General features: G+C 71.0%; 26 protein-coding genes. 17 read left to right on the top strand and 9 right to left on the bottom strand.

All coding sequences use genetic code 11. The features are described 5' to 3' along the window. The first annotated feature begins 35 nt into the window (after positions 1–35). Positions 36–3,602: a protein kinase domain-containing protein gene (locus ACQP1V_RS17430; RefSeq protein ID WP_433424149.1), complete on the top strand. Its 3,567-nt coding sequence runs from the start codon at positions 36–38 to the stop codon at positions 3,600–3,602. A 253-nt stretch (positions 3,603–3,855) separates the two neighbouring features. On the opposite strand, the gene ACQP1V_RS17425 is transcribed toward ACQP1V_RS17430, so the two are convergent. Beyond that, positions 3,856–4,809 carry a MurR/RpiR family transcriptional regulator gene (locus ACQP1V_RS17425; protein WP_433424146.1) on the bottom strand — a complete coding sequence of 318 codons (954 nt, stop codon included), beginning with the start codon at positions 4,807–4,809 and terminating at the stop codon, positions 3,856–3,858. A 91-nt stretch (positions 4,810–4,900) separates the two neighbouring features. On the opposite strand from ACQP1V_RS17425, the gene ACQP1V_RS17420 reads away from it, so the two are divergent. The 5 genes from ACQP1V_RS17420 to ACQP1V_RS17400 all read left to right on the top strand — a co-directional run bounded on the left by ACQP1V_RS17420 (position 4,901) and on the right by ACQP1V_RS17400 (position 10,150). Next, entirely contained in the window at positions 4,901–6,013 is a 1,113-nt protein-coding gene (locus ACQP1V_RS17420) for a C45 family autoproteolytic acyltransferase/hydolase (RefSeq protein ID WP_433424143.1), read from the top strand. A 286-nt stretch (positions 6,014–6,299) separates the two neighbouring features. Further along, complete coding sequence (locus tag ACQP1V_RS17415) at positions 6,300–7,301, top strand: ABC transporter substrate-binding protein (protein ID WP_433424140.1); 1,002 nt, start codon at positions 6,300–6,302, stop codon at positions 7,299–7,301. Next, positions 7,298–8,320 carry a FecCD family ABC transporter permease gene (locus tag ACQP1V_RS17410; protein WP_387417940.1) on the top strand — a complete coding sequence of 341 codons (1,023 nt, stop codon included), beginning with the start codon at positions 7,298–7,300 and terminating at the stop codon, positions 8,318–8,320. Before ACQP1V_RS17415 ends, ACQP1V_RS17410 begins: the two co-directional genes overlap by 4 nt. Beyond that, positions 8,317–9,345, top strand: a complete 1,029-nt coding sequence (locus ACQP1V_RS17405) for a FecCD family ABC transporter permease (protein ID WP_433424136.1) — start codon at positions 8,317–8,319, stop codon at positions 9,343–9,345. The genes ACQP1V_RS17410 and ACQP1V_RS17405 overlap by 4 nt, the downstream gene beginning before the upstream one ends. 7 nt (positions 9,346–9,352) lie before the next feature. Further along, entirely contained in the window at positions 9,353–10,150 is a 798-nt protein-coding gene (locus ACQP1V_RS17400) for an ABC transporter ATP-binding protein (protein WP_433424133.1), read from the top strand. A 141-nt stretch (positions 10,151–10,291) separates the two neighbouring features. Here the strand turns inward: ACQP1V_RS17400 and ACQP1V_RS17395 are convergent, their stop codons facing one another. Continuing rightward, the gene (locus ACQP1V_RS17395; RefSeq protein WP_433424130.1) at positions 10,292–10,846 is read right to left on the bottom strand and encodes a Chromate resistance protein ChrB; all 555 of its coding nucleotides are present in this window, start codon (positions 10,844–10,846) and stop codon (positions 10,292–10,294) included. An 89-nt stretch (positions 10,847–10,935) separates the two neighbouring features. On the opposite strand from ACQP1V_RS17395, the gene ACQP1V_RS17390 reads away from it, so the two are divergent. From ACQP1V_RS17390 to ACQP1V_RS17370, 5 genes are all read left to right on the top strand, one after another. Further along, entirely contained in the window at positions 10,936–11,727 is a 792-nt protein-coding gene (locus ACQP1V_RS17390) for a COG4280 domain-containing protein (RefSeq protein WP_387417944.1), read from the top strand. Then, positions 11,724–11,930: a hypothetical protein gene (locus tag ACQP1V_RS17385; protein ID WP_067140609.1), complete on the top strand. Its 207-nt coding sequence runs from the start codon at positions 11,724–11,726 to the stop codon at positions 11,928–11,930. Before ACQP1V_RS17390 ends, ACQP1V_RS17385 begins: the two co-directional genes overlap by 4 nt. Before the next feature lie 153 nt (positions 11,931–12,083). Then, the gene (locus ACQP1V_RS17380; RefSeq protein WP_433425866.1) at positions 12,084–12,302 is read left to right on the top strand and encodes an iron chelate uptake ABC transporter family permease subunit; all 219 of its coding nucleotides are present in this window, start codon (positions 12,084–12,086) and stop codon (positions 12,300–12,302) included. Positions 12,303–12,304: 2 nt separating this feature from the next. Beyond that, positions 12,305–12,862: an ABC transporter ATP-binding protein gene (locus tag ACQP1V_RS17375; RefSeq protein ID WP_433424126.1), complete on the top strand. Its 558-nt coding sequence runs from the start codon at positions 12,305–12,307 to the stop codon at positions 12,860–12,862. Continuing rightward, positions 12,862–13,776, top strand: coding sequence for a DUF7676 family protein (locus ACQP1V_RS17370; protein ID WP_433424123.1), 915 nt, complete (start codon positions 12,862–12,864; stop codon positions 13,774–13,776). Before ACQP1V_RS17375 ends, ACQP1V_RS17370 begins: the two co-directional genes overlap by 1 nt. Positions 13,777–13,881: 105 nt before the next feature. Here ACQP1V_RS17370 and ACQP1V_RS17365 read toward each other — a convergent pair whose 3' ends face one another. Next, on the bottom strand, positions 13,882–14,871 hold the full coding sequence (locus ACQP1V_RS17365; RefSeq protein WP_433424121.1) for a helix-turn-helix transcriptional regulator: 990 nt from the start codon (positions 14,869–14,871) through the stop codon (positions 13,882–13,884). A gap of 96 nt (positions 14,872–14,967) precedes the next feature. Between ACQP1V_RS17365 and ACQP1V_RS17360 the strand changes: the two genes are divergently transcribed. Continuing rightward, a complete protein-coding gene (locus ACQP1V_RS17360) occupies positions 14,968–16,101 on the top strand; it encodes an epoxide hydrolase family protein (RefSeq protein WP_433424118.1) in 1,134 nt (377 codons plus the stop codon). 148 nt (positions 16,102–16,249) lie between these two features. On the opposite strand, the gene ACQP1V_RS17355 is transcribed toward ACQP1V_RS17360, so the two are convergent. Beyond that, positions 16,250–17,026: a methyltransferase domain-containing protein gene (locus tag ACQP1V_RS17355; RefSeq protein ID WP_433424115.1), complete on the bottom strand. Its 777-nt coding sequence runs from the start codon at positions 17,024–17,026 to the stop codon at positions 16,250–16,252. Between the two features lie 168 nt (positions 17,027–17,194). Next, positions 17,195–17,650, bottom strand: coding sequence for a MarR family winged helix-turn-helix transcriptional regulator (locus tag ACQP1V_RS17350; RefSeq protein ID WP_433424112.1), 456 nt, complete (start codon positions 17,648–17,650; stop codon positions 17,195–17,197). A 142-nt stretch (positions 17,651–17,792) separates the two neighbouring features. Between ACQP1V_RS17350 and ACQP1V_RS17345 the strand changes: the two genes are divergently transcribed. The 3 genes from ACQP1V_RS17345 to ACQP1V_RS17335 are packed head-to-tail and all read left to right on the top strand — an operon-like array spanning position 17,793 to position 20,196. Continuing rightward, the gene (locus tag ACQP1V_RS17345) at positions 17,793–18,197 is read left to right on the top strand and encodes a DMT family transporter (protein WP_433424109.1); all 405 of its coding nucleotides are present in this window, start codon (positions 17,793–17,795) and stop codon (positions 18,195–18,197) included. A gap of 49 nt (positions 18,198–18,246) precedes the next feature. Further along, complete coding sequence (locus tag ACQP1V_RS17340) at positions 18,247–18,564, top strand: DMT family transporter (protein ID WP_387417951.1); 318 nt, start codon at positions 18,247–18,249, stop codon at positions 18,562–18,564. Between the two features lie 57 nt (positions 18,565–18,621). Further along, a complete protein-coding gene (locus tag ACQP1V_RS17335) occupies positions 18,622–20,196 on the top strand; it encodes a TIGR03086 family metal-binding protein (protein ID WP_433424105.1) in 1,575 nt (524 codons plus the stop codon). An 11-nt stretch (positions 20,197–20,207) separates the two neighbouring features. Here ACQP1V_RS17335 and ACQP1V_RS17330 read toward each other — a convergent pair whose 3' ends face one another. The 4 genes from ACQP1V_RS17330 to ACQP1V_RS17315 all read right to left on the bottom strand — a co-directional run bounded on the left by ACQP1V_RS17330 (position 20,208) and on the right by ACQP1V_RS17315 (position 22,194). Beyond that, positions 20,208–20,756, bottom strand: coding sequence for a YceI family protein (locus ACQP1V_RS17330; protein WP_433424102.1), 549 nt, complete (start codon positions 20,754–20,756; stop codon positions 20,208–20,210). A gap of 76 nt (positions 20,757–20,832) precedes the next feature. Further along, entirely contained in the window at positions 20,833–21,063 is a 231-nt protein-coding gene (locus ACQP1V_RS17325) for a winged helix-turn-helix domain-containing protein (RefSeq protein WP_433424100.1), read from the bottom strand. A 191-nt stretch (positions 21,064–21,254) separates the two neighbouring features. Continuing rightward, positions 21,255–21,683 carry an ester cyclase gene (locus tag ACQP1V_RS17320; RefSeq protein WP_387417955.1) on the bottom strand — a complete coding sequence of 143 codons (429 nt, stop codon included), beginning with the start codon at positions 21,681–21,683 and terminating at the stop codon, positions 21,255–21,257. A gap of 28 nt (positions 21,684–21,711) precedes the next feature. Further along, positions 21,712–22,194 (bottom strand): hypothetical protein, encoded by a 483-nt coding sequence (locus ACQP1V_RS17315; protein WP_433424097.1) that lies wholly within the window; start codon positions 22,192–22,194, stop codon positions 21,712–21,714. A gap of 382 nt (positions 22,195–22,576) precedes the next feature. On the opposite strand from ACQP1V_RS17315, the gene ACQP1V_RS17310 reads away from it, so the two are divergent. Further along, positions 22,577–23,131, top strand: a complete 555-nt coding sequence (locus tag ACQP1V_RS17310; protein WP_433424095.1) for a hypothetical protein — start codon at positions 22,577–22,579, stop codon at positions 23,129–23,131. Positions 23,132–23,350: 219 nt separating this feature from the next. Then, a complete protein-coding gene (locus ACQP1V_RS17305; protein ID WP_433424093.1) occupies positions 23,351–23,665 on the top strand; it encodes a hypothetical protein in 315 nt (104 codons plus the stop codon). Positions 23,666–23,849: the final 184 nt, after the last annotated feature.

Here is a 23,849-nt window from a genome sequence, read left to right as displayed (position 1 = left end):
CTCGTACTCGTGACCAGCCGGAGGGAGCCGATCGTATGGCGCTCGCATCCGCCCTGCTTCCCGGAGACCCTCCGCGGCTGGGGGACTACTGGCTCGCCGGACGTGTGGGCGCGGGCGGGCAGGGCGTCGTCTACGAGGCCTACGACCCCGAGGGCGTCCGGGTCGCCGTCAAGGTCCTCCACGGCGACGCGGCGAGCGACCCCGCCCTGCGCAACCGGTTCGGCAAGGAGGCCACGGCGGCCCGCCGGGTCGCCTCCTTCTGCACGGCCCGCGTCCTCGCCGTCGACCTCGACGGGCCCAAGCCGTACATCGTCAGCGAGTACGTCGAGGGGCCGAGCCTGCGCAGGGCGGTCGCGGAGGGCCGCCGGTTCGGCGGCGACGACCTGCACCGCCTGGCGACGGCCGTGGCGACCGCGCTGGCGGCCATCCACGACGCCGGCGTCATCCACCGGGACCTCAAGCCGGACAACGTACTCCTCGGGCCGGACGGCCCACGGGTGATCGACTTCGGGGTCGCCAGAACGCTGGAGATGTCGCTCACCGCGAGCGGACTCGTCACGGGTACGCCCACCTACATGGCGCCGGAGGTCTTCATGGGCCGGCGCGCGGGAGCCCCGGCGGACGTGTTCTCGTGGGGCGCGATCGTCCTGTACGCCGCGAGCGGCAACGACCCGTTCCGCGCGGAGAGCCTGGGGGCGGTCATGCACCGCGTGCTGGCGACCGACCCCGATCTCGGTGTGCTGCCCGATTCCCTCCGCCCGCTCATCGAGGCCGCCCTCAGCAAGGACCCGCTCGGGCGGCCCACCGCACGAGAGCTCCTCCTCGGTCTGCTCACCGGCTCCGGCGACAGCCCCGCCGACCTCCTCAGGGCGGGCAGCGCCGAGGCCGGGCTGCTGGGCCTCGGCCTCGCCCCCGATCCCGGTCTGGCGACGCTCGCCGAGGACGCGTACGGATTCCTCAGCGAGACCGAGCGCAACCTGGTGCCCGACGTCTTCCTCCGGATGGTGCGCGCGGGCGAGGGCGGCGAGATCACGCTCCGGCCGGTCCCCCATGCCGAGCTGTTCGACGGCAGACCCGCCGACGAAACGGCGGCTCTCCAGCGGATCCTCGACGTCTTCGCCTACCTGGTCGCGCGCCGGGGCGACGAGATCGCGCTCGGCCGGCCCGGGTTGCTGCGCGCGTGGCCCCGCCTGCGTGCGTGGGTGGACGACGAGCGCGACGGCCTCGCCGTACACGAGATGATCCGGGCGGCGGCCCGGCAATGGGACGGCCACGGGCGGCGCGAGGGCGACGCCCTGCAGGGCGGCCGGCTGGAGACCGCCGTGCGCTGGGCCGCCACCGGCCGCCGCCACCTCAGGCTCGGTCCGCTGGAGCGCGACTTCCTCGCCGCCTGCGACGCGGCCACCCGCCGCCGCGTCCGCCGCCGGAGGCTGCTGACCGCCGTCCTGGCCGCGCTGCTCGCCGTCTCGGTCGCGGCCGGCGCGACAGCCGTACGGCAGAGCGGCGTCGTCGCGGAGCAGCGGGACCAGGCCCTCGCCGGCCAGGCCGCCGCCGAGGCCGACAGCGTCCGTACGTCGGACCCCGTGCGGGCCATGCTGCTCGGCGTCGCCTCCTGGCGGCTCGCCAGGACGACCCAGACCCGGGGCGCGCTGCAGAACTCTTGGGCGCAGCGTGAGCGCGCGGTCTTCACCGACCCCGAGTCCACCGGCGAGTCCGTACGGATGATCTCCGCGGACGGGCGCAGGCTGGTCAGCCTGACCGCCCGGGACGTCCGGATCTACGACCTCGGGAGCGGGAAGCGGATCGGCGGATGGGACGGCCTGGGCATCGACGGCGACGTGCTGATCGGCGCCGCGCTCAGCGCGAGCGGCAGGATCCTCGCGGTGGCGTCGGGGCGGCGGGACGGCCCGCCGACCGCGGTTCACGTGTGGGACACGACGACCGGCAAGCCGACCGGCAAGGTGTTCAAGCTGGAGCCCGCGGTGCCGTTCACCGGCGTGGTGGCCGGCACGAGTGACCGCTATCTGGAGATCCACCAGGGGGACGGCACAACGCTGTGGGACATCCGCACCGGCGCGACTTACTCCTCACTCTCCGGGGTCATGAACGCGTCCTTCAGCCAGTCGGGCGACCTGGTGGCGTTCGCGGACCTCCGCGGCGGGTTCCATCTCTGGCGCCTGCCGGGCGGCCACCCGGTGCGCCGATGGCACGAGAAGGACGCCTGCACGGGAACCGCCCAGTCCATCGCGATCAGCCCGGACGGCCGCACCCTGGCCTGCGCCACGCGGTCGGGCGTCTCCCTGATCGACCTCAGGACCGGACGGCTGCTCCCGGCTCAGCCGGGCCTGGGCTGGGACTCGAACGGCGGCCGGGTCCGCTTCAGCCCGGACGGGCGCCTCCTCGTGGCCGGCGGTGACAAGAACTTCCAGCTCATCGAGGTCGCGACGGGAAGAACGTTGCTGACCTATCGGGTGGACGCGCAGGCGTTCGGCTTCGACGGCACGACCCTGCGCTACCTGGTGGACGACACCGTCGTGGCCCTCGACATCTCCGACCTCCTCGCCCCGCCGCGACTACCCGGGGCCCCGCCGGACAGCGCGTTGCTCAGCCCCGACGGCCGGCTCCTGGTGACGCACGCGGCCGACGCCCGGGAACTCGTCCTGTGGGACGCGGCGCGCCGCCGCACCCTCGGCGCGCCCATCCGGCTGACGGAGGCGGAAAACATCCTGCAGCTCGCGTTCAGCGGCGACGGGCGCCTGTTCGCCTTCGTTGACGGCCTCGCCGGCGACGTCATCCGCGTCTGGGACACCGGGCGGCACGCGCAGACGGAGCGCGTCACCCTTCCCCGGGACTGGTACGCGACCGGCCTGGCCGCGAACGCCGACGGCGGCCTTCTCGCCGTACTGGCGGACACCCCTGAGCAGGACGGAACGCAGGAGCGGCATCACCGGCTTCTCGTCCGGGACATGCGGCAGGGCCGCTGGATCAAGACGATCGACCTGCCCGGCAGTATGGAGATCGCCTTCAGACCCGGAAGCACCATGGTCGTCCCACTCGGTTCCACGGCCAACCACCTGATCGACCTGTCCACGGGTCGCCCCTCCGGCCCCGCGGTGGGGCCCGGCGGCATCGACGCGTCCATGGTCTTCTCCGCGGCGTTCAGCCCCGACGGCCGGATCCTCACCACCGGAGACATCGCCGGCCGCCTGACCTTCTGGGACCTCGCCGCGGACCGCAGACACGGCCCCGTCTTCCGGCTCACCTCCACGGATTCCGGGATCTCCGGCCTCGCGTTCTCCCCAAGAGGCGACGTGGTCGCGTCCGTGCTCGGGGACGGGATCGTTCAACTCTGGGATCCCGCGACACCCGCCAAGATGGGGTCGTCGATACCCGGCGGGAGCGCCGACGTCGAGACCGCCGCCTTCGCCTCCGGCGGCCGCGTCCTGCGCATCCTCGACGCGACCGGGACGCTGCGGGAGGTCGCCGTCGATCCGGACGACCTCGTCGCCGCCGTCTGTGCCCGTGCCGGGCGCACGCTCACCGAGGCCGAATGGGCCCGTGATCTCCCCGGCGCGTCGTACCGGGACGTCTGCGCCCCCTGACCGCGGCTCAGGTAACCGCTGAGCGCCCGCTGCCGATGCTGACCGCCGGCGGCTTCGCCCGTCTTCACGGGAGCGTTCGGCCCGCGTACCACAACCGGAGCGATCGCCCCTTGCGCCCGCGTCGCTCCCGGGGCACTATTGCGATGAGCCTGTAGTAGTCACTACAAAAGGAGCGCAATGAATGTAGGTGACACGTCAGAGCTGCTATCGGGCGCCGGAATGACCTCCTTGGTCGAGTTCGCCGAGGTGCCGGTCATCCCCGGTCGCGGGGATCCTCGGGATCGGGGGGCTCCTCGTCATGGCGCTCTTCGCCATCGGCCGCGCCGGCGTCCGGCCCGGGCGACGACCAGCCCACGTGCTCCTGACGGCCGAGCAGCGCACGGAGCCGCTCCAGCTCCGCGAAGTGGCGCTCGCCGCGCCTCCGCGACCTGGACGCGACCGACAGCGCCAGGGCGTCCGCCACGAGCAGTGACGTCGTATAGGAGCTGAGCATGCTGCTGCGCACGACCGGCGCACTGAGCACCACCTGCACCTGCGGGCCGAGAACCCGGCCCAGGGAGTCGGTGATCAGGATCACCGGGGCGCCGACCCTGGCGGCCTGCTGGAGCACCACCTCGGTCTCCCGCCGGATGCTGTCGTACGCGAACATCACCACGACGTGGTGCCTGGTCAAGTTCAGCAGGTCGTCGGCCAGCCGGAACCCCGTGGCGGTGGCGCCGTACGCCGGGACACCGACGCGGACCAGCCGCAGCGCCAGGTAGTCGGCGACGAAACCGAGCGGGCCGATGCCGAAGACGAGCACCGACGAGGCCCGGTCCAGGAGCTGGACGGCGCCGCTGAACTGCGTGGGCGACAGCGTGCGCCGCGCGTCCTCGAGCAGGGTCGCGTGCAGTTCCAGGGTGTGCGCGAGCACGGTCTCCGGGTCGGCCCCGGCCCAGTCCAGGCTGCGCTGCAGCCGGCGGACGGGGTTCAGCCGGTCGTCGATCGCCTGCTTGACCTCCTCGCGCAGCTCGTCGAGCCCGCCGTAGCCGAGCCGCTTGATGGTGCGGATCACCGTGGCGTCGCTGGTCCTGGTGAGCCGGCCGAGCTCCGCCGAGGAGAGGAAGACCGTGGTTTCGGGATTCTCCAGAAGGAAGTCGACGACGCGCTGAGCCGCGGGGCTCAGCTCTCCGCGCCGCGCCTGCACGCGTTCCAGCAGGGCGTTCACCGGTATCGCTGTAGTAGACACATCACACCCTTGACCGTCCTTGTAGTGACCTCTACCTTACCCGTACACCAGCCGATGCGAAGGAGACATCATGGCTGTGGATCTCGTCCAAATCTCCGGAACCCCTCGTGAACGCGGCCGCCAGTACGGCGAGGCGGCCCGGGACAAGATCGATAAAGCCGTCGAGTGGTACGCGCACAGCTTCGCGCAGAAGGCGGGCCTGCCGTGGGCCTCCGTCACCGAGCAGACACAGGGCTGGGTGCCCCTCATCGAGGCGTACCACCCCGAGATCCTCGACGAGGTGCGCGGGATCGCCGAAGGTGCCAACCGCACCTTCCACGAGATCCTCGCCCTGAACGGGCGCGGGGAGCTGCACAACGGAAATCCTTTCACCACCGCCGAGGAGGAATGCTCGTCCTTCGCCGTGCTCGCGGAGGCGTCCGGCGACGGGCGCGTCTACTGCGGGCAGAACTGGGACTGGCAGTGCGCGACAGCCGAGACGGTCATGATGCTGCGCATCGAGCAGCCGGGCAAGCCGACGGTCATCATGCAGGTCGAGGCCGGCCAGGTGGGCCGGCAGGGGGCCAACTCGGCGGGCATCGCCCTGAACGCCAACGGACTCGGTCCCCGCTTCGGCACCGGGCTCGGTGTCCCCGGCCCGTTCGTCCGCCGCAAGGCGCTCGACTCCTGGAACATGCACGACGCGCTCGACGCCGTCTTCCGCGTACGCCAGGGGTTCTCCACGAACATCCTGCTCACGCACCGCGACGGCTTCGCCATCGACATCGAGACCACCCCCGGCCGCCACCACTGGATGTATCCCGACGACGGGGTCCTGGTCCACGGCAACCACTTCGAGGCGTTCGTGCCCGAGCAGATCAACGACTCCTACAAGCCCTTCGCCGTCGACTCCCTCTACCGGGTGCACCGCATCCGGCAGGGGCTGCGCGCGGTACGAGACACCACGGAGCCGGCCAAGGTCAGAGCGGTCATCCGCGACACGATGTCCGACCACTTCGGCTGGCCGGACTCGGTGTGCAATCATCCGAACCCAAACAAGCCGGACACCGACCGCTACCAGACCGTCGCCTCCAGCCTCGTCGACCTCACCGCCGGCGACTACTGGCTGACCTCCGGCAACCCCTGCGAGAACGGCTACGACCTGATCCCCGTCAACCTCTACTCGTCAGCTTCTCGGCTGTAAACGACCGAGCTTGCAGCTCCTCGCCATCAATGGATTCGACGGTTCAGGCCGCGTACGGCAGCGTGACTCACTGCCCAGCGTGGCGAACCACGCCGCGCTGCGATGTCGATAACAGACCAGAGAGCCGTTCCCCGGCATACCGGGTGCGTTCAGTCCCGCCACCGCAACACGAACCGTAACAACAAAACCACGAAGAGGGAAGCCATTCTCCTCGGGCGTGAACGCCCGAGGTTCCTGGCTATATGGCGCTGAATTCTCGGCGCACCGAAGAGGAGTGCCCCTCACCATGAAGTTCTCCATCCTGAGGCCGGCGGCCGTCGCGCTGCTCCTCGTCACCTCGCTGGCGGCGTGCGGGGGCACCGCCGGCTCCACGGGCTCCCAGGGGGCCGCCGGCCTCTCCGGCGGCGCGGGAGAGGCCGGGGGCGACGCCGGTCAGTGCGGCAAGACCGAGAGGACCATCACGCACGCGCTGGGCACGACGACCGTCACGGGCGATCCGTCCCGCGTCGTCGTGACCGAGTTCTCCTTCGCCGACGGGGCCGGCCTGCTGGGCGTGCGCCCGGTCGGCGTCGCGGACGACAGCGACCGGAACCGCATCATCCAACCGATCAGGGAACGTCTGGGCGACTACACCTCCCTCGGGCTGCGCAAGTCGCCCAGCCTGCCGGTGATCGCCTCGCTCAGGCCCGACCTCATCATCATCGACGCCAAGCGGAACGCCGACGTCTATCCGCAGCTCTCGGCGATGGCCCCGACGATCGCGCTGACCAGCCAGGAGGGCGACCTCGCCGCGAACATCGCGGCGATGCGCGTTCTCGGCCAGGCGCTCAACCGGTGCGCCGAGATGGAGAAGGCCGTGACGGGTCTCCAGGACAAGCTCGCCTCGATCAAGACGAGGATCGACGGGCTGCCCGCCAAGCCGAAGGCCCTGTTCGCCGTCGCCGCGGACAAGACGTTCAGCGCGCACAACGGCGCGGCGTTCGTGCCCAGCGTGCTGTCGGCGATCGGCCTGGAGCCCGCGCTTCCGGCCGACCAATCCCAGCCGCAGGCGGACATGGGGCTGGAGACCCTCGTCGCGACCGCCCCCGAGGCGATGTTCATCGCGAACTACACCCCCCAGAACCCGATCACCGCGTGGCGGGCCAACAAGCTCTTCGCGGGGATACCGGCGGTGGCGTCGAACCGCCTGTTCTCCGTCGACCCGGACGTGTGGGCCCGCAACCGGGGGGTGACCGCGGCCGAGATGGTCGCCGAGCAGGCGGCCGACCTCCTCCTGAACGCGAAATGACGGCGACCGTCCGGCGACGGCACCCGGCGCGGCCGTGGCTCGCGGCCGCGGCGGGTGGCCTCGTCCTCGTCATCGCGGCCGCCGTCTGGCATCTCACGCTGGGGGCCGTACGGGTCCCGGCCGGTGAGGTGATCGGCGCGCTGACCGGCCACGCGTCCACCCCCGGCGAAATGATCGTGGTCGACATCCGGCTGCCCCGCGTGCTCGTCGCCCTCGCCGTCGGGGCGGCCCTGGCGGCGGCGGGCGTGGTCATGCAGGGCGTCACCGGGAACCCGCTGGCGGCCCCCGACCTACTCGGCGTCACCGCGGGCGCGAGCTTCGCCGTGGTGCTGGCGCTCACGGTGGTGCCGCGGCTCGCCGAGGTGTCCACTATCGCGCTCGCGCTGTGCGGCGCTGCGGCGGCCGGCTGCGCCGTACTCGCCCTCGCCGGCCGGAGCAAGGGCTCCGGGCTACGCGAGAACCGCCTGATCCTCGGCGGCGTGACCGTCTCGGCTCTGCTGCTCTCCCTCACCCAGGGACTGATCATCTTTCACGAGAACAACGCGGAGAGCGTGGTCTACTGGCTGGTCGGCGGGGTCAACCTGAGCCAGTGGCGCGAGGCGTGGACCATCCTGCCCGTCGCCCTGGCCGGGATCGCGGGCTGCCTCGCCATGGCGAGCCGGCTCAACGTCCTCGCCCTCGGCGAGGAGATGGCCCGCTCGCTCGGCCAGCGGGTCGCGCTCGTACGGCTCTGCGGGGCCGCGCTGGTGATCCTGATCAGCGGCGCCTGCGTGGCGGTGGCCGGGCCGATCGGCTTCGTCGGCCTGGTGGTCCCCCACATGGCGCGACGGCTGGTCGGATCCGACCACGTCCGGCTCCTGCCGGTGTCGGCGCTCTTCGGCGGCGCGCTGCTGGTGCTCGCGGACGCGGTCAGCCACTTCGTCAACCCGCCCAACGAGGTGCCCGCCGGCGTCGTCACCGCGCTGCTCGGCGCGCCGTACTTCGTCTGGCTGGCCCGGCGAGACAGGAAATCCGCATGACCGCCATCGCGCCCTCGCCGTCGCCGGCCTCGACCGCCGCGTCCCGCCGCACCGCGCGGGGCAGGTGGTACCTCGCCGCCGCCGGCCTCGCGGTCGTCGTCACCGCGTACAGCCTCACGGTGGCCTCGGTCCCGCTCCCCTTCGGTGACGTGCTGGACGCGCTCACCGGCCGGGCGGACGACGCACTGAGCCGGCTGGTATGGGACTACCAAATCCCCCGGATCATCCTCTGCTGGGCGGTCGGCGCGGGGCTCGGCGCCTCCGGCGCGGTCCTGCAGAGCGTCATCCGCAACCCGCTGGCCTCGCCGGACGTGCTCGGGGTGACCAGGGGCGCCGGCGTGACCGCCCTGTTCGTGGTGCTGATCCTGCCCGCCACCCCGCTCAGCCTGCTGCCGGTCGCCGCGCTGGCCGGCGGCGTGGCCGTCACCGTCGTCGTATACACGCTCGCGTACCGGGGCGGCACCACCCCGATCCGGCTGGCCCTGGTCGGAGTCGCCGCGAGCGCCTGCTGCGAGGCGGTGATCCGCTTCCTGCTGATGCGCTATCCGCAGAACGTGAACGGCTCGCTGATCTGGCTGGCCGGCAGCTTCTTCGGGAGGACCTGGCAGACCGTGGCGATCACGGTGCCGTGGGTCGTCGTCTGCCTGCCCGTGGTCGTGTTCCTCGGCCGGAGACTGGACGTGATGGGGCTCGGCGATCCGATGGCGGTCGGACTGGGCGAGCGGGCCGAGCGCACCCGCCGGCTGGCCATCGCGGTGGCCGTCGTCCTGGCCTCGGGCGCGGTCGCCGCCGCGGGCACGCTGTCGTTCGTCAGCCTGATCGCCCCGCACATCGCCCGGCGGTTGATCGGCGGCCGGATGGCGGCGCTCACGCCCATGGCCGCCGCCGTCGGCGTCCTGCTCACACTCGGCGCGGACACCCTCGGTCGCGGGATCAGCCCTCCCCTGGAGATCCCCGCCGGACTGATCACCGCGGTGATCGGCGCGCCGTATTTCCTCTACCTGCTCATGCGAACCGGAAGGTAGGCCCGACATGCGCCTTTCCGCCGAGGGTGTGGAACTGCGCTACGACCGCAAGGTGGTGGCCAGGAACCTCTCCCTGGAGATCCCCGACAACCAGGTGAGCGTCCTCATCGGTCCGAACGGGTCGGGAAAGTCCACCGCGTTGAAGAGCCTCGCCCGGCTGCTACGCCCGGCCGGGGGCCGGGTGCTGCTGGACGGCGCCTCCATCCAGTCCCTGCCCACCAAGGAGATCGCCCGGCGACTCGCGATCCTTCCGCAGGTGCTCACCACTCCGGAGGCCATCACCGTGGAGGACCTGGTCTGGTTCGGGCGCCATCCGCACCGCCGTACCGTGGGCGCGCCCTCACCGCAGGACCGCGAGATGGTCGAGTGGGCGCTGCGTTCGACCGACACCGCGGCGCTGCGCGACCAGTACGTCGACCAGCTCTCCGGCGGCCAGCGCCAGCGGGTGTGGATCGCGGTGTGCCTGGCGCAGCAGACCGACCTGCTCCTGCTGGACGAACCGACGACCTTCCTCGACGTCACCTACCAGCTCGAACTGCTCGACCTGCTGGCCCGGCTCAACGGCGAGGAGGGCAAGACGATCGCCATGGTCCTGCATGACTTCAACATGGCGGCCGAGTACGCCGACCACATCTTCGTCCTCGCCGCCGGTGAGCTCGTCTGCCAGGGAACGCCGCGGGAGGTGCTGACGAAGGAGACCATGCGCACAGTCTTCTCGCTGGACGTGGAGATCGGAGTCAACCCGCGGAGCGGACGCCCGCTCGTCATCCCGTTGCGCCGGCGTCCGGTGTCCCTCCCGGCATGATCGCCCGTACGAGCCCCTCCGGGGCCTGGCGCCGCCCCGGCGGGACCGTCGTGCGCGGGGCGTCTCCCGCGTACGGCCTGGTGCGGGGTGACCCGGTGCGGCGGGGGCTCCGCGCCGCGCGCCTTCCTGCTGCGCGGCTCGTCAGACCGCGCCGGGGTCGCCGACCCGCTCGTAGACATCGGCTTCGAACAGGTCGAGAAGCCGTTCGCACTCCGCGACCTTCTCGTGGGCCAGGTCCCTGCCGGGGGCGCCCATCCAGTCGCGCGCCTCGACCTTGCGAAGCCAGCGGCGCAGCTTCTCGAGGTCCTGACGGATCTCCTCGGCCTCCTCGAACGTGTAGTTCTCCCGGAACCGCTCGAACTCGATCTCCTTGAAGAACTTCGTCTCGCACTCCTCCACGATCTCGGCGTACTCCTTCGCCGAGTTCTCGCGGAACGACTCGACGAGCGCGCGGCGCTCGCGCTCCTCGACCTCGGTCAGCACGAAGATCATGCTCTCGCCGCCGAGCTCGTCGATGCGCTCGCGGACCTTGTCCAGGCGTTCCCGGACGCCGGGACGGTCCGGCAACACGCACACGGCCTGCTGGATGTACAGGGCGCCCAAGCGCTTCAGCTCACGCCACACCGCCACCCGGGCGCGCGACGTCGTCGAGGGAACCCGGTACACGAGCTGCAGAAAACGCTCGTCGATCGTCATGGCACCCAAGGCTACCCAGTTGACACATCCGACATACGCCCTGAAGCATTAGATGCAGTGAAACATTTGTTACAAATCAAGGAGCCGCCGTGACAGGCGCAACCTGGGGCCTCGTCGCCTCAACCTTCGCCGCCTCATTCGTCGAATTCGTCGAAGCTCTCACCATCGTGCTCGCCATGGGCGTCACCCGTGGCTGGCGCTCCGCCCTCGCCGGCACCCTCGCCGCACTCGTGGCACTCACCGCGTTCACCGCCGCCGCCGGATACGCCCTCAGCACCTGGCTCCCCGAATCACTCCTCCAACTCGTCGTCGGCACCCTCCTGCTGATCTTCGGCCTCCAATGGCTCCGCAAAGCCGTCCTGCGCTCCTCCGGACTGAAGGCCATGCACGACGAGGAGGAGGAATACGCCACCCAGACGGCGGCAGCGCGGCAGGCGGCACGCCAGAGCCGCTTCGGCATCGACACCTTCGCCTTCGTCATCTCGTTCAAGGGCGTCTTCCTCGAAGGCGTCGAAGTCGTCTTCGTCGTCATCACCTTCGGACTCAGCGCCGCCAACATGCCCGCCGCCATCGGCGGCGCCGCCGCCGCCGGCGTCCTTGTTCTGCTCGCCGGCCTCATCCTGCACCGCCCGCTCGCCGCCATCCCCGAGAACGCCCTCAAATACGGCGTCGGCCTGCTCCTGGCCAGCTTCGGCGCCTACTGGGCCGTCGAAGGCCTCGGCGTCTTCACCCACACCGGCGAAAGCCTCGAATGGCCCGGCGGCGACTGGGCCATCCTCGCCCTCATCGCCTGCTGGCTCCTCATCTCCCGCGTCCTGGTCCGCTACCTGCCCCGCCTCAAGCCGCAGACCGCCCACCTCAAGCCGGAGACCGCCCGATGAAACTCATCAAGGGATTCGCCCACTTCTGGTACGACTTCATCATCGGTGACGACTGGAAGATCGCCGCCGCCGTCGTCGCCGCCCTCGCCCTCACCCTCGGCGTCGTGCTCGCGGGCGCGTCCGCCGCCACAGCCGCGATCGCGGGCGGCGCCCTGCTCGTGCTGTTCTTCGTCGTCAGCGTCGTCATCGACGTCCGGAGCTGACCGATGACCGCGCAAGCCGTGGAACTCCACGCCCACGTCATCGCCTGACGGCCAGGCCCGCCGTCCCCACCGGAAACCACCGGCCCCTCAACCGCCCCGCACCTTGCGACCCCCGTTGAGGGGCCGAGGCATTGTCCCGGCCCCCTCCCGCACATCGCCCGGCTGGCGCTCGGCACCGCCGACCATCGGCTGCTCATGCCCGGGGTGGCACTGCTCGGCGCCGCGGTCGCGCTGCTGTGCTGCGTGGCCGCCCATGTGCCGGGCGGCGGGGTCGTGCTTCCGCTCAACGCGGTGACCACCATCCTCGGCGCGCCCGTGGTGATCGCCGTGCTGCTGCGCAGCCGCGTGGCCAGAACCGGACTGGCGGTGTGACCGTGGACGAACGAGGTCTGCGCCTGGAGGGCGTGTGCGCCGGATATCCCGCGCGGCGCGGCCACAGTGCGCGTCGGGTGCCGGACGGCCTGAACGCGACCGCCCCGCCCGGCGCGCTCACCGCGCTGATCGGCCCGAACGGCGCCGGGAAGTCCACCCTGCTGCGGACGATGGCCGGGCTGCAGCCCGGTCTGGCCGGGCGGGTCCGGATCGACGGCGTCGCCGTCGAGTCGGTGCCGGCGGCCGCGTTGGCCCGGCGGCTCGCCGTCGTGCTGACCGAACGGGACCTGCCCGCCCTGCTGACCGCCCGCGAGCTGGCCGGGCTGGGACGGCACCCGCACACCGGGTTCACCGGACGGCTGTCGGCCGCGGACGGGGAGATCGTCACGTGGGCGCTGGAGGCGGTTCACGCCGGCCACCTGACCGACCGTCCGGTGACCGAGCTGTCCGACGGGGAGCGCCAGCGGGTGCTGGTCGCCCGCGCTCTGGCTAACAGCCCTCGGCGATCCTGCTGGACGGGCCGACCGCGTTCCTGGACGTCACCTCCCGGGTGGCCCTGATGGGCCTGCTGCGCCGCCTCGCCCGCGAGCGGGATCTGACCGTCGTGGTGTCCACCCACGATCTGGAGCTGGCGCTGCGGGTCGCCGACCGGATCTGGCTCCTCGCGCCCGGCGGCATCCTGCACGCCGGGACACCGGAGGAGCTGACCGCCCGGGGAGTGATCGGCGCCGCGCTCGACGGGGACGAGCTGTCCTTCGACCCCGCCTCCGGAGTGTTCGTGCTGCAGGCGGGCAGCGGAGGATGCGTGCGTGTGACCGCCGACGACGTCCACCGCCCGCTGCTGGAGCGTGCGCTGGCCAGAGAGGGCTGGCGCTCGTCCCCGGTCAGTCATGCCGGCGCGGGCGAGCCTTCCGAGAGGAGCCCGATGAGCCACACCGTCGTCGAGGAACAGGGCAACGGCACCCTGCACGTGTGGGCGCTGCCCACCGACGAGCAGACCCTGTTGTCCCTGGTGAAGGACATCTTCGAGAAGTACTGGGAGCACATCTGGTTCGGCGTGCTCGTCCAGGGCGCCGCCTGGGAGGTCGCCGCGCCGAACGCGCCCGAGCGGATCAGTCTGTACGACGGCTACGTCACCGTCGACTTCGGCCGCTGGCACTTCCACCTGTGCATCGGCGAGCACACCGCGAGCGGCCCCGAACTCGGCCGGATCCGCCGCTGCTCCCGTGCCGAGCTGTACCGCCGCATCGGCGCCGACGGCAGCCCGACCTCGTGGGGGGTGCGTCTGTTCAACGGCCGGGACGAGCAGATGATGACCGTGATGCTGCCCAACCCGTTCCTCACCGACCGCCAGAAGATCCAGGACCCGCCGGCTTTCGCCCAGCTGGCCGCCTGGGACGAGCTCCGCGCCACCTACCTCGGCCTGGAGCCGGATCCGCTGGACCGCACCGGCAAGGGGTTTGCCCACGGATGAGCGGGATCGTCGGCTGCTGGGCGACGGCGTCCTCGCCCAGCGCTCACATGGTCCTCCGACCGCGGTGAGCCCGTCGTCGGGTTCCTGTCCCCCGGTGCGCCCGGATCATCCGGCCGCCGCCGCGCCTCCCCTCTCGGAGGCGGCGTCAGTCGCGCGGAGCGCGCGGGCCGCGATCATGCGCAGGTGCGCCCGCAGCTCCGGCGGCTCGTGCACCTGGAACTCGCAGCCCAGCAGGAGCAGCCGGGACGCCAGCCACTCCAGGGTGTCGGCGTGTCCGCGCAGGCGGCAGCTCTCCTCGTCGATCGGCTGAACCTCGCCCGGCGCGGCGCCGAGCCGCTCCGCCGCCTGGGCGGCGGGAAGACGCACCGTGGCGAGGACCTCGTAGGTGGGAGCGAGCGAGTACATCTTGCCGGTGACGAAGGCGGCCGCGTCCCCGCCGGGCAGCTCCCGCGGCGGGACCCGTAAGCCGGTCGGCCGGACGTCGGTCATCCGGTCGACGCGGAAGATCCTCCAGTCCTGCCGCTCGTTGTCGTACGCCAGCAGGTACCAGCGGCGCCCGGCCAGCACCAGACGGTGTGGCTCGACCAGCCGGCGGGTCTCGTCGCCGTCCCGCGTCCGGTAGGCGAACCGCAGGCGTTCGGAGGCGGCGGCGGCTCCGGCGGTCACGGCGAGGACGCTCGGGTCGGCGCCGGGGTCCCCGGTCAGCATCGACACCGCGGCGGCCCGGAAGGCGCCGACCCGGTGCCGCAGCCGGGACGGCAGCACCTGTTCCAGTTTGGCCAAGGCGCGCAGGGACGCCTCCTCGATGCCGTTCACCGGGTTGCCGGCCACCGTGCTGAGGCCGACCGCGATGGCCACCGTCTCCTCGTCGTCCAGCAGGAGCGGCGGCATGGCCGTGCCGGCGGCGAGCCGATAGCCACCCGCGGCCCCCATGGTCGCCTCCACCGGGTACCCCAGCTCGCGCAGGCGGTCGACGTCGCGGCGGACGGTACGGGGACTGACCCCCAGCCGCTCCGCGAGCTCGCTGCCGGGCCACTCCCGAGGCGTCTGCAGGAGCGACAGCAGGGTGAGCAGCCGGGCCGAGGGATCGTTCATGGGGTCCATCATGCCCCGCCATGTAGGCCGGGATCTGTCCTATATGGCCTCTACGGTCGGGGACGTTCGCATGAGATCCCGAGGAGAACAGCACCCATGACCAATGACATCCGCCCTTTCCGCATCGACGTCCCCCAGAGCGAGCTGGACGATCTGGGCGACCGCCTGGCCCGAACCCGGTGGTCACGACAGCTTCCCGGTGAGGGGTGGCGCCGCGGCGTGCCCGTCGCCCGGTTGAAGGAGCTGGCCGGCTATTGGCGCGACGGCTACGACTGGCGCCGCCACGAGGCGCGCCTGAACGAGTTCGCCCAGTTCATGGTTGAGATCGAGGGGCAGGACATCCACTTCCTGCATGTGCGGTCGCCGGAGCCCGACGCCCTGCCGCTCATCCTCACGCATGGGTGGCCGAACTCCTTCGTCGAGTTCGCCCATCTCGTCGACCGCCTCACCGACCCCCGTTCGCATGGTGGCCACCCGTCCCAGGCGTTCCACGTCGTGATCCCCTCTCTGCCCGGTTTCGGGTTCTCCGCGCCCCCGCGGGAGACCGGCTGGGACGCCGCCCGCGTGGCGCGGATCTGGGCCGAGTTGATGCGCCGCCTCGGCTACCACCGCTATGGCGCCGAAGGAGGGGACTTCGGCGCGTACGTCGCCCCCGAGCTGGCCAAAGCGGCCCCGGAGCACGTGGCCGGCGTCTACGTCATCAGCGGGCTCGGGTTCCCCACCGAGAAGGACGTCCCCGGCATGACACCGGAGGAACTCGCCCAGTACGAGGGGATGCAGCAGTGGGCGGGCGGCAGCACCGTCGACCATCACGCGTTGCTCCGCACGGCACCCCAGACGTTCGCGTACGGGTGGCATGACTCCCCGGTCGCCGCGCTGGCGTGGATGATGCAGAAGTTCGAGGACTTCAACACGGCCCCGCAGCCGGCGGACGAGCTGATCGACCGCGACCTGATCCTCACCAATGTGAGCCTGTACTGGTTCACCGGGACGTTCGGCTCCTCGTCGTGGCCCTACTACGACAGCACAGGCTTCGGCTGGCCGGAGGGCCAGAAGACCGCACCGACCGGTGTGTACAGTGGACCGCCCGGATTCCGCCGGCTCGCCGAACGGCACAACACCGTCGTCCACTGGCCGGTGGACAACCCGGGCCGCCACCATTTCGTGGCCATGGAGAGGCCCGACGCGGTCGCCGCCGACATCCGCGCGTTCTTCGACAAGATCCGCTGACCACGGGCACCCGACGCGCCGCCTGGTCAGGGGCCTCGACCCGGCGGCGCGTCCCTCACCTGCCGCCGGCGGATCCATCGCCTTCCGGCGTCGATTGCCGCGGAGGGCGCGTTCACCGCGAGGCGGACCGGCTGCCGAAGGCCTCGAGTCAGGCGGGCGCTTCCGCCGTCACCAGGAACAACAGAGCCGTGGCCAGGAAGGGGCCGGAGGCTAACGTCTCGATCCATTGGGCGGCATCGCCGTCGAGATAGCCGGCGGCGCCGGCACGGGCCGCGTTGCGGCGCAGTCCGAAAATCTGGTCAGCCGCGGCGAAGTCGCGAAACACCGGCGCCACGGTCAGCACGGAGCGCACGTTGAGGCCGGATTCCACACAGAGCCGCGCCAAACTGCGGCCGACAGTCGCGTTGCGGACGACCTCGCCGGTGATGAAACGGGTCAGCTCTCGGCTCCTCGCCGGTTGAGGAGAGTCAATCAGGAGGCCATCCCAGTCAGGTTCGGCCATGACGATGCGTCCTCCGGGCCGAGCGACCCGGCGAAACTCGCTCAGCACCCGGACCGGGTCCGCCACGTGCTGGAGCACACGATCGGTGCGCGCACGATCGACACTGCCGTCTTCCAGCGGCAAGGCATGCACGTCGCCGGAGCGCACTTCCACCAGCGGGTGCTCCGCGACGCGGGATTGGGCCTCCGCGATCATGGCTGGATCTCGGTCGACTCCGATCACTCTGCCACCCGGCGCGACGGCTGCCGCCATCGCTGCCAGGTCGGTGCCCGGCCCACAGCCGATGTCGAGCACACACTGCCCCGGATGGAGATCGAGCAGGTGAAGAACCTGCTGCTTGTAGGCCTGGCCTGGCAGGCTCGCCGCTACCCCGTCGAGGTAGGCGATCGGGTCGGGACGGGACACGCTGTTGGCGTCGATCATGAGCTGAAGCCAACCAGACGCCCATGCAGACCGTGAGCAGAAGCCGTCAAGGTCTTGTACAGGCCGGCCCGATCCGCGCTGGTCGCGATCACTCGCCGTCGGCCGGGCATGCACGCGTTCCGAACGAGCCGGTTCGAATGGCCGGCCGCCAAGGACGCGGTGCCGGCGTCACAGTGCGTTACGCAGCGCCTGGACGACGCCGGCGAGTTGGGGGTCGGCGCCTGCGGCGTCGAGTTCGGAGGCGAGCACCTCGGCGTAGGTGCCGCGTGCCGCGTTGTAGCGATCGCGGCCCTCGTCGGTGATGACCGCGTAGACACCTCTCCCGTCGACAGTGCAGACGTCTCGGTACGCGAAGCCGACCGCGTCGAGCCGACCGACCAGGCGCGTCACCGAGCTCTGGTTGAGCCCGATTCGATCGGCCAGCTCTTGCATGCGCAGTTCGCCGTCGTCGGCCTGGGCGAGGTCCGCCAGCGCGCGGTATTCGGAGAGTCCGATGCCGTGTGCGCGCTGGAGGCTCTGGGTCAGCTTGCGTTCCACCCGTGTGTGCAGCGCCAGAACCTTGCTCCAGACAGCTTGGTCGGAGGAGGCGGGCAGGGCGTCAGCGCTCAAGTTCGTCTGCGCCATGGTTCGAGCGGTCCTCCCGTGGTCGGTGCGTTTGACAACAAGATACATGTACATGCAAGCTCTTGCTCGCCACCCCTTCCCGCCTCATGGCGGAGCACATTTGCCCCTATATGCATGTACAAGCAATCTTTGGAGGCTGTTCATGTCCGCCAACCCGACGCCTGCCGACTCGACGTCCGACTCAACGTCCAACTCGACGTCCAAAGGCTGGGCCTGGCTGCTCTTCTCGTCCCTGTTCGAGATCACGTTCGCGCTCAGCACCAATGCCACCGACGGATTCACCCAGCTGTGGCCGTCCCTGCTGACCACCGCCGCGGCCTCGTGCGGCATCTTCACCCTGTCTCAGGCCCTCAAGACGATTGACGTGGGCGTCGGTTACACCGTCTGGTCCGGCATCGGCGCCGTCGGAACGGTCATCTTCGGCACGATCATCTACGACGAGCCCATGACCGGCTGGAAGGTCATCGCCTTCATCCTCATCATCGGCGGCGCCCTCGGCCTCCGAATCTCCGACAACGTCGCGGCCAAGAAGGCCGCGGTCGCCTGACCTTCCCATCCAATTCGGCTCAGCCACCCCGCACAGAAAGATCACCACCATGACCTGGGTCTACCTCGGCGTCGCCATCCTCTTCGAGATCGCCTTCGCCCTCGGCACCAATGCCACCAAGGGCTTCACCCGCCCGGTCCCTTCCGTCCTCACGCTGCTCGCCGCGGCGGGCGGCATCTACACGCTCTCGCTCGCCCTTCGCCAGCTGGACGTCAGCGTCGGTTACACCATCTGGACCGGCATCGGCGGCGTCGGAACGGTCGTGCTCGGCGCGATCTTCTTCAAGGAACGGATCACCGCCGCGCGGCTGATCTCCTTCGCCTGCATCATCAGCGGCGCCATCCTGCTCCGCCTGACCGCGGTCTGATCGCCGTCCCGTCAGGAACTTGACTCTCCCATCGTGGGAGGCCCGAAGGTAGGGCATGTGAGTGACGACCTGCTCAGCATCGGCGAGCTGGCCGAGCGGACCGGCCTGTCCGTGAAGCTGATCCGGCACTGGTCCGACATCGGCGTCGTGCCTCCGTCGGCGCGCACCGCGGCCGGCTACCGGCGCTACGCGCCCGAGGCGGTGGCCCGGCTGGAGCTGGCCCGGACGCTGCGCGAGCTCGGGCTGGCCATGCCGGTGATCCGCGAGGTCGTCACCCGGGAGCGCGACCTCGCCGAGGTGGCCGCCCTGCACGCGGACGCGCTGGAGGCGCGGATCCGCACGCTGCGGACGCGTCAGGCGGTGTTGCGCTCGTTCTCCCGGCAAGGATCGACGACCGAGGACCTCACTGACATGACCGACCTGGCACACCTGTCCGCCGCCGAACGCAACGCGATCGTGCACGACTTCATGACCGACGCGCTTGGCGACCTCGACCCGTCCGCGTACCGGGACGGGCTGCTGCTGGCCATGCCCGACCTGCCGCCCGCCCCCACCGCCGGGCAGGTCGAGGCGTGGATCGAGCTGGCCGCGCTCATCCGCGACCCGGAGCTGCGCGCCTCGGTCCGCCGGATGGGCGAGTACGCCGCCGCGCAGGCCGTTCGCGAGCACCGCGAGGAGGATGTGCGGGAGGCGCAGGAGATCACGGATCTGTGGGTCGCCCGCGTCGAGGCGGCCGTCGCGGCCGGGACCGCCGCCGACTCGCCGGCGGCCGAGCCGGTCGTGGCGGGCATCGTCGCGGCCTGGCTGCCCGGCCAGATCCGCGCCGGCTTCTCCCCGGACGGCCGCGGCGACGGTGACGGCCCGGCGGCCCGCCGTCGGCTTCTCGAACAGCTCGAGACCGCCGCCGACATCCGGCTGGAACGGTACTGGCAGCTGATGTGCCTGATCAACGGGCTGCCGGTGCGGGCCAGCATCGCCGCGGCGGGCGCGTGGCTCGCGACCGCGCTGCGCGCCAACCCCGAGCCCGGCGCGCGGGCCGACCGTATCGGCGAGATCCTCGGCCAGGGGCCGGATGTCGGCCCCGAGGCCAAGCTGGAGGCGTGCGCGCGGGTGCTCGCCGAGGTGGAGGAGCTCGTCGCGGCCGTCCCGCCGGACCGGTTCGGCGATCCGACTCCCTGCGGCGACTGGGACGTACGCGCCCTGCTCGATCACCTCGTCTGGGAGAACCTCATCTGGACCGGGCTCGCCGAGGGGACGCCCCGCTCCGACTTCGGCGCCGACCATCTCGGCGCCGACCATGTCGCGGCGTTCCGCACGGCGGCTCGCGCCACGCTCGCGGGCTTCCGCCGCCCGGGGATGCTCCGGCGGCAGTACGGCGCGGCCCCCGGCTGGCGCCTGGTCGAGCAGCTCACCATCGAGATGCTGGTCCACGGCTGGGACCTGGCCCGGGCGATCGGCAGGCCCACGGACCTCGCTCCCGACGTGGCAGAGGCGATCCTGCCCGTCGTGCGGGAGATCTACGGCGACCTGCCGCGCACTCCGGGCGGTTCCTTCGGCCCGGCGCGGCCCGCGCCCGGCGACGCGACGGCCGCCGACCGGCTCGCGGCCTACCTGGGCCGCCCCGTCGGCTGAGCGCGCGCCGGTCAGGCGCGGGGGGTGAGGGCGAGGTCGAACTCCACGCCCACCTCGTCGCTCAGTTTCAGTGCGCCGAAGAGCGCCGAGTAGGGGCGGATCCCCCACCTGCTCTGCACCACCGTCGTCGATCCGCGCATCCGGTCGCCGACGGATCGTCCGTCCAGCGTGACGGTGTGGGTGGCTCCGGAAATGGTGAGGTCGCCCTCGACGTGGAACGCCTCCGCGGTGCCGTCCACCCGGGAGGACCGGAACGTGATCGTCGGGTGCTCACGCGCGTTCAGGACCTTCTCTCGCAGATTGCGTACGATGTCCGCCCGGTCGGAGTCGCTGAGCGGCTTGATGCCGCCGACGCCCTCCTTGACCTCGATCGACGCGACGTCGACCTCAACCGTGACCGAGGAACCGGCGGGGTCCGCCACGACGGCCTCGCCGCGCCAGCGCGCGGGTTCGAGGGTGAGATCGTGGCCGGCCTTCGCGCCCAGACCGGCGCGGGTCGTCCTGATGAGGAGCCGCCCGGACTCCGGGCCGATGGTGTAGGTGCCAGGCTCGATTCCCATGTCTTCAGCCTAGGCGGGCCCGCGTCGCCCCTCGTTGGGCCGAGAGCGAACCGGGCGGCGGGGCCTTTGCGGGCGGTCAGCCGCCGCCGGTCTCCTCGGCCCGGGAGGACACGTACGCCCCCTCACCGGCGAGGACGTAGACGAGACCCTCGTCGCTGAGCTCCTGGATCGCCCCGCGCACATCCTCGGGCCGCACGCCGTACCGATCGCGCAGGCTCGCCTCGGAAGGGAGCGGGCGGTCCGGCTCGATCCGGCCGCTCAGGATCTCGTCGCGGAGGATGCCGGCGAGCTGCCGATGCACGGGCACGGGGCCCTCATGCTCGATCCTCGTGGCCACGACCGGTAGATGTCCCCACTCTCACCCTTTTCACCCCCTCCACCGCAAATATCCGGCAATATCCCCTTTCCTCCCGACCACGCGGCGGTAGCCGGGCGCGTACGCCTCCACTCCGCGAGCAGCGCTGCTCGATCGCCTCCGGGCCTGGGACGCCCGCGCGGTCAGGCGGGCGGCTCCACGGAGACGCCGATCTGGGCGAGCAGTTCCACCTGGTCGAAATAGAGACGCAGGCTGACGATGAGCCGGTTCTCGACGGCGGCGAAGGAGCAGCAGCGCAGCCGCAGGGGGCGTCCGGACGGGGGAATCACGTGTCCGCCCGGGGTCACGTAGGGCCCGTCATGGGTGCCCACCATCACCAGTTCATCGACCGCGAGATCGTCCTGCTCGGTCGCGGTCTCCACCACGAGGCGGACGTCCGGGAACGCCTCCCAGAACTGCCAGACGAAGGAAGCGAGTTCCCCGTGCCCCTCGCACACTCCCTCGGGGCTGACCGCCACGCCGGCCGGACTGAACGTGGCCAGAAGCGCGTCCATGTCATGGGCGCTGAACGCGGCCGTGTACCGGTCCCGCACCTCCCTGGTCTCGGACATCCTGTCGCCCCCTTCGGACGCGCGGCCCTCACACCCGAGGCGTGAACTGGGACAGGTTGTAGATCCCGAGGGACTTCTCGATGTCGGCGACCTGGTTCACCACTCCGGTGAACCCGCTCGGGCCGAACCGGCGGTGCTCCTCGTCCTCGAAGATCTCGCCGAGGTCCCTGAATCTCGCGGGCGGCACCACGTCCCGGAACGCCGGGAAGACGACGGTGTCCTCGCGCGCTTCGTGCGGCTCGTACATCCGGATGAACGCGGGGACGCCGTGCTCGCGCATCAGGTCCTCCGGCGGCGTCACCGCCACCTGCGCCTCGGCGGGCGAGGCGCCGGGCGAACCCGGCGGCGCGATCACCGAGGGCGAGCCGGGCGCGCGGCCCTTCACCAGGTTCAGGTTTCCGGGCCCGCAGGCCGTCAGCGCGAGGCCGCCCGCCAGGGCCGCCGGCACCCGCAGCAGGTCGCGCCGGCGCATCTCCGGCGTACGGGACTCCCCCGAGCCGTCCTCACTCACCCTGCCATCGCCTCCCCCATCGTCCGGCGGTCCGCGCAGGTCAGGTCCTTCCCCGGACATCTGATCGGTTCGCCGACGGCCGGGTAATCCTTCGGCCACTCCTCGGTGCGTCCCTTGGCGATCGATCCCGGAACAGCCGCGGTCGCAGGCGGTCGGCACCCGCACGCCGCGCAGCAGGGACTCGGATCGGGCAGGGTCGCCGCGTCCTGGATGGTGAGTGATCTGGGGACTCTGCCGGCGGGACCACCTCTGTCATTCCCACCACCTCGCCCGCCACCTCTGCGACCGAGATCAGCACCTCCGAGGCTGCGCACGGCGTCGGGGTGCCGACCCGATACGATCTGCCGCGAACCTTGTCGGCGATGCGGTAGTCCAATGCGATATGAACACATTTTGCAATGGAATCCGCAAGCACACGGTAGTCCGGCTGGGACGCCCGGCCGCTGCGGCGGCGCTCGCCGCGGGGCTCGCATTGACCGGCGTCACAGCGGCGAACGCGGCCAGCGCGGCCACCGCCACTGCCACCGCCGGCGGCACGTTCGGCCCGTTCGGCTACGGAGGGGTGCAGCTCGGGATGACCCTCAAGCAGGCCGAGGCGACCAACAAGATCGTAAAGACGCCCTACAGGGGTTACACCTGCTCGGGCTGGGCTCTCAAGGCGCACCCCCCGGGCCGCGACAGCGTGGGACTCTACATCTCCAAGAAGCTGGGCGTTGCCGCCATCTTCGCTCCAAAGGGCGTCAAGACACCCGAGGGCATCGGAATCGGCTCCACCATGAAGCAGGTCCGGAAGGCATATCCCCAACTCGACACCACAGGCAACTACCCCGTTGCCGCCGTCCCCGGCAACCCGAAGGCCATGTTCGCCTTCCTGTCGAACCACGGCAAGGTCTACGAGATGAGCCTGGGCTTGGTGAACCAGGACTGCACCAATTAGTGCAGCGGCGCAAAGATCCTTAAGAGGCTCAGGCGGTTAATCGGCGTCAACCGTCTGAACCTGGGAGGTGGAGGCGGCGGAGGGGCACATGCCGGAGGAAGCCGGTACGCGGGTCCGGCGCCAAGGGTTGCCAGGCAACGCGTGGGAACGCGGGCGATTCAGGATCCCGCGGGACCCATATCCGCGAACACGTCGTTTCCATTGACCCAGGTGGATCGGGTGACCGTTGAGTTCGCGCCGCCGCCGATGTACTTCCAGGGGCCGTACACCCAGTTACAGCCGGACAGGGTGCAGAAGCGCGCCTTAACGCGGAAGGTGCCCGTGGTCGGCTGGCTGCTGGTGCAGTACCCCCAGGCGGTGTGGCGGTCGGCGGACATCCCGGTCGAGCACGAGGCGGCCTGCGCCGGCGCCGCCAACACGACGAGAGTGCCGGTCATGGTCAAAGCCGCGGCAGCGGCGGAGGCGAGCCTGGCTCGAAGACGGATGGAGGGCTGTTTCACGGACGTTCCCTTCCTCGAGAGGAGCGATTCCTGAACAGACCGACAATTAACAACACCCCTGTATACGGCCGATATATTCGCACGTCAGATACATCCCGAGAGGGTGACGTTCAGGGACGGCGGCTCACCGGGAAAGGGAACCGCTCGTGAGCGGTGCTGTCCGCGTCGGCGCCAGGAGTCACGCGCCAATCATGCGGCCGGGGACACCCGAAGCGGGA

The sequence above is a fragment of the Microtetraspora malaysiensis genome (genome assembly GCF_050947145.1).
GTDB lineage: Bacteria > Actinomycetota > Actinomycetes > Streptosporangiales > Streptosporangiaceae > Microtetraspora_A > Microtetraspora_A malaysiensis.
Note: the sequence above shows the minus strand (reverse complement) of the source record. Positions and strands in the feature narration are given on the sequence as shown.

Bases quoted from the DNA above. Each gene is read 5' to 3' on its own strand.
- ACQP1V_RS17420 (WP_433424143.1), top strand. From the start codon at position 4,901: ATGGCTGTGGATCTCGTCCAAATCTCCGGAACCCCTCGTGAACGCGGC.
- ACQP1V_RS17370 (WP_433424123.1), top strand. From the start codon at position 12,862: ATGGGCCTGCTGCGCCGCCTCGCCCGCGAGCGGGATCTGACCGTCGTG.
- ACQP1V_RS17385 (WP_067140609.1), top strand. From the start codon at position 11,724: ATGAAACTCATCAAGGGATTCGCCCACTTCTGGTACGACTTCATCATC.
- ACQP1V_RS17405 (WP_433424136.1), top strand. From the start codon at position 8,317: ATGACCGCCATCGCGCCCTCGCCGTCGCCGGCCTCGACCGCCGCGTCC.
- ACQP1V_RS17345 (WP_433424109.1), top strand. From the start codon at position 17,793: ATGTCCGCCAACCCGACGCCTGCCGACTCGACGTCCGACTCAACGTCC.
- ACQP1V_RS17415 (WP_433424140.1), top strand. From the start codon at position 6,300: ATGAAGTTCTCCATCCTGAGGCCGGCGGCCGTCGCGCTGCTCCTCGTC.
- ACQP1V_RS17395 (WP_433424130.1), bottom strand. From the start codon at position 10,846: ATGACGATCGACGAGCGTTTTCTGCAGCTCGTGTACCGGGTTCCCTCG.
- ACQP1V_RS17320 (WP_387417955.1), bottom strand. From the start codon at position 21,683: ATGTCCGAGACCAGGGAGGTGCGGGACCGGTACACGGCCGCGTTCAGC.
- ACQP1V_RS17365 (WP_433424121.1), bottom strand. From the start codon at position 14,871: ATGAACGATCCCTCGGCCCGGCTGCTCACCCTGCTGTCGCTCCTGCAG.
- ACQP1V_RS17360 (WP_433424118.1), top strand. From the start codon at position 14,968: ATGACCAATGACATCCGCCCTTTCCGCATCGACGTCCCCCAGAGCGAG.
- ACQP1V_RS17310 (WP_433424095.1), top strand. From the start codon at position 22,577: ATGAACACATTTTGCAATGGAATCCGCAAGCACACGGTAGTCCGGCTG.
- ACQP1V_RS17330 (WP_433424102.1), bottom strand. From the start codon at position 20,756: ATGGGAATCGAGCCTGGCACCTACACCATCGGCCCGGAGTCCGGGCGG.
- ACQP1V_RS17350 (WP_433424112.1), bottom strand. From the start codon at position 17,650: ATGGCGCAGACGAACTTGAGCGCTGACGCCCTGCCCGCCTCCTCCGAC.
- ACQP1V_RS17355 (WP_433424115.1), bottom strand. From the start codon at position 17,026: ATGATCGACGCCAACAGCGTGTCCCGTCCCGACCCGATCGCCTACCTC.
- ACQP1V_RS17400 (WP_433424133.1), top strand. From the start codon at position 9,353: ATGCGCCTTTCCGCCGAGGGTGTGGAACTGCGCTACGACCGCAAGGTG.
- ACQP1V_RS17410 (WP_387417940.1), top strand. From the start codon at position 7,298: ATGACGGCGACCGTCCGGCGACGGCACCCGGCGCGGCCGTGGCTCGCG.
- ACQP1V_RS17430 (WP_433424149.1), top strand. From the start codon at position 36: ATGGCGCTCGCATCCGCCCTGCTTCCCGGAGACCCTCCGCGGCTGGGG.
- ACQP1V_RS17340 (WP_387417951.1), top strand. From the start codon at position 18,247: ATGACCTGGGTCTACCTCGGCGTCGCCATCCTCTTCGAGATCGCCTTC.